The organism is Rudaea sp. (genome assembly GCF_036383415.1).
Taxonomy (GTDB): Bacteria; Pseudomonadota; Gammaproteobacteria; order Xanthomonadales; family Rhodanobacteraceae; genus Rudaea.
The window spans coordinates 1-3,375 of the sequence record NZ_DASVOK010000396.1; the positions used below are offsets into that span (position 1 = coordinate 1).

Below are 3,375 nucleotides of genomic sequence, written 5' to 3' on the forward strand. Positions count from 1 at the left end.
AAGCCGGGCAACAGGCTTTGAAGCCGCTCGGCCGACGCCGCACGATCCTGACGACCAGGGCCTGCGCGGTCGAGACGTTCTGCCAGCAGGTCTGCCAGCGCTGAGAGGTCGCGCTTCATCGACGCTCGCTTTTGCCGGGTCTGGTCGATGACCTGGACGAATGCACCGATGCAGATGGTGATGAGGAAGGCGATGATCAGGGTGGGAACGGCGCGCCGCAACGCGGGCTCTGCAATCAGCAGCCGGTGATATGCCGGCTTCGCGATCGACTGTGCCAATCCCTTGATAGAATCGGATTGGGCACACGTAGTCGCTGCGTGCGAACGCGCCATTCCTTAGCCCCTCGAATTTTCTTGTCTGCACCCCGTTCGGGAGGTTTCCCCAACCTTCCGAATCGAATGTGATTTGAATCCACTTTTCCCACGCTGTCGAGAGTCAACGAATCGTTAATGCGAAATAAATGTTGTCCCAAGGAAATTCAGACTCGTTTTTAGGTGTCGCGTTGAGTCCGAAACGAGAACGCCGCGCGTGAGAGCGTGATTGCGAGCGCAATGAAGCAATCCAGCATCTGCAGTCGGCAAACAAAGACTGGATTGCTTCGTCGCTTCACTCCTCGCAATGACGGGGCGAGATTTCTTCAGGGATGAGGCGCGGAAGGAGAGCGCGATTCGTTAACGCGCAGGCTCGGCGTGACTGATGACGCGCTTCACGGACGGGAACGCACGCCGCAACGCGCGTTCGATCTCGTCGACCTTCTCGTGGACCGCGATGACGCTCATTGATGGCATCGCGCGGCAGTGGAAATTGACGATCTCGCCGGCATCGGTATCGCGGACCCGGACATTGTGGACATCGTGGATCGCGCCGCTTTCGGCAGCGTAGCCAGCCAGCGCCTGCTGGATGGTCTCGACACGGGAGATAGCGGCGTCAGTGCCGTGCGGCAGTTCGGGTTCGAGCGGCTCGATATGGGTATCGACCTCAACGTCGGCCCCGAATTCATCACGGATGGCGTGTTCGAGCCCGTGCGCGATGTCGTGGGCCTCGTTCAGCGGCATGTCGCCATCGACCTCAAGATCGATGCTGACGGTCAGTTTCTCGCCAAGGTCATGCACAGTGACGTGATGGATCGCGAGACCCGAGTTGCGGGCGATCACCATGATTCGTTCGCGCACGCTTTCGTTGCTGCGCGCGACCGGCACGGCGGTGAAGGTCAGGTCGGCATCATAGAGCGCGTCGGTCACCGCGTCCTGTGCTTTGCGCTTGATGGTGTCGATACGGTCGATGGGGTGGGTGCGGGGCACCTGCACCGTCGCATCGACGAAGTGCCGGGCGCCGACCATGCGCACGCGCAGCCGTTCCACATCGACGATGCCGGGAATCGCGCGGATGGCGGCTTCGGCTTTTTCGGAAGCGCCTGCGGGCGCGCGGTCGAGCAGCGTCTCGATGGTCGATTTGCCGAGCCGCAGCCCCAGAATTGAAATCAGCACCGCGACCGCGATGGCCGCGCCGGCGTCGCCCCAGGCATAGCCGAGTGCCGAAAGGCCGAGGCCGATGATAACGGCGAACGAGCCCAGCACGTCGGAGGCGAAATGCAATGCGTCGGCTTCCAGCGCCTGGCTCTTGGTGTCCATTGCCGTGCGATGAAGCGCCCGTGCGCGCCAGAAGTTCACGACGATGTCCACCACGAGCACGACGAACGGCAATGCCGTCAATGTTGGCGGGGCTGCGCCCTCGCGGAGCCGGCTATAGGCCTCGACCACGATGCCGCCAGCCAGGATATAGAGCAGGGCGATAACGCCGAGCGCCGCGAGGCTTTCGAGCTTGCCGTGGCCGTAATGATGTTCGGCGTCGGCGGGTTTGTCGGACACCCGCACCACGATCCAGGTGACGACGGTCGCGATCAGATCGACCGATGAGTGCAGGGCTTCGGAGATCAGCGCGATACTGCCGATGGCGACGCCCACGACGAATTTGACCGCGGCCATGCTGGCGCTGGCGGCAATCGAAATGGCGGCGACCCGGTGCTTGACTGCGCTCATCGGCTCCTCAATGCGCGGGTCTTGTCACGCCTATGCAGCGAACGTCAATGCGTGAGTTCGCGATTCAAAATGCGTATCATTCGCAGGAAGCGCGGTCGGTTAGAACTTAAGGACGATCTTTCCGAAATGCCTGTTCGCCGACATGTAGTCCACAGCCTGCGCGATGTCGCCGAATGCGAATACGCGGTCGATGGGTAGCTTCAGCTTGCCGGATTCCACCGCAGGCCAGATGTCTTGTTTGACCTTCGCGAAAATGTCGCGAATTTCCTCGATCGAACGGGTCCGGAAGGTCACGCCGATGTACTGGATGCGGCGGGCGGCGTGCAGATCGAAATCGAAATCGCCGTGGGTGCCGCCGAGCCGTCCGACATTGACGATGCGGCCAAGCACCTTTGTCGCGGCAAGGTTCTGGTTGGCGAGCTTGCCGGACACCTGATCGATGATGACATCGACGCCCGCGCCATCCGTGGCTTTCAGAACCTGATCGACCCACGCCGGATCGTTCGAGTCGATCGCCATATCCGCGCCATGGGCGGTGAGTTGCGCGCGGCGGGCGGCATCGGTCGACGATCCGATCACCAGCTTCGCGCCCTGGAGTTTCGCGATCTGCTGCGCCATCAACCCGACGCCTGAACTCGCACCCTGCACCAGCAGGCTCTGGCCCGGCTGGAGCGCGCCGACGGTCATGACCGCGTTATGCATCGTGGTCAGTGCGAGCGTCAGCGATGCGGCCTGCTCGTAATCCATCGATGCTGGAACAGGAAACATGCGGCCGTAATCGGTGACCGCGTATTCCGCGTAGCCGCCGGGGCCGGAGCCCATCACCCGGTCGCCAATTTTGAAGCCCTTTGCATCGGGGCCGAGTTCGACAATCTCTCCAGCCCACTCCATGCCAAGCACGGTGCCGACGCCACCGGCCGCGCCGTGAACATGGCCCTTGATCATGCCGAGATCCGCGCGGTTCATCCCGCAGGCGTGAACCTTCACCAGAACCTGCGTACCGTTCGGCGAGGGCTTCGGCACGTCGGTGATCGCGGCGCCGTTCGCGCCGTACACGTAAGCCTTCATGCAATGCTCTCTGGGTCACGCGTTGAGGACGGTTTCAGGTATATCAGTACTTTTGCCGCCGGGTAAAATCGGCATCTCCGGTGCTTGTCGAGGCTGCACCGATGGCGGGCGCGGCGAAATAGCCGATAATGCCACGCATTTTGGTAAGGCGGCGCTCGCCAAATTCTGTCACAGCTTCGTTATCGGATTCGCAGCACCGGCCTGCGGATGGCGTCGATGCGCGGAGAAATGATGGTTCTGCGGATAGCCTGTCTGGTGGTCATGTGGT

3 protein-coding genes are annotated in these 3,375 nt (G+C 61.9%); all 3 read right to left on the minus strand.

What is annotated here, in order from left to right; genetic code table 11:
* Positions 1-278: hypothetical protein (locus tag VF497_RS14615; RefSeq protein ID WP_330889988.1), on the minus strand; the 278-nt coding region annotated here is incomplete at its 3' end.
* Between the two features lie 393 nt (positions 279-671).
* Complete coding sequence (locus VF497_RS14620; RefSeq protein WP_330889991.1) at positions 672-2,039, minus strand: cation diffusion facilitator family transporter; 1,368 nt, start codon at positions 2,037-2,039, stop codon at positions 672-674.
* 99 nt (positions 2,040-2,138) lie between these two features.
* On the minus strand, positions 2,139-3,107 hold the full coding sequence (locus VF497_RS14625) for a zinc-binding dehydrogenase (RefSeq protein ID WP_330889993.1): 969 nt from the start codon (positions 3,105-3,107) through the stop codon (positions 2,139-2,141).
* Positions 3,108-3,375: the final 268 nt, after the last annotated feature.

Excerpts from the sequence above, each read along its gene's own strand:
- VF497_RS14620 (WP_330889991.1), bottom strand. The coding sequence starts at position 2,039 with ATGAGCGCAGTCAAGCACCGGGTCGCCGCCATTTCGATTGCCGCCAGC.
- VF497_RS14625 (WP_330889993.1), bottom strand. The coding sequence starts at position 3,107 with ATGAAGGCTTACGTGTACGGCGCGAACGGCGCCGCGATCACCGACGTG.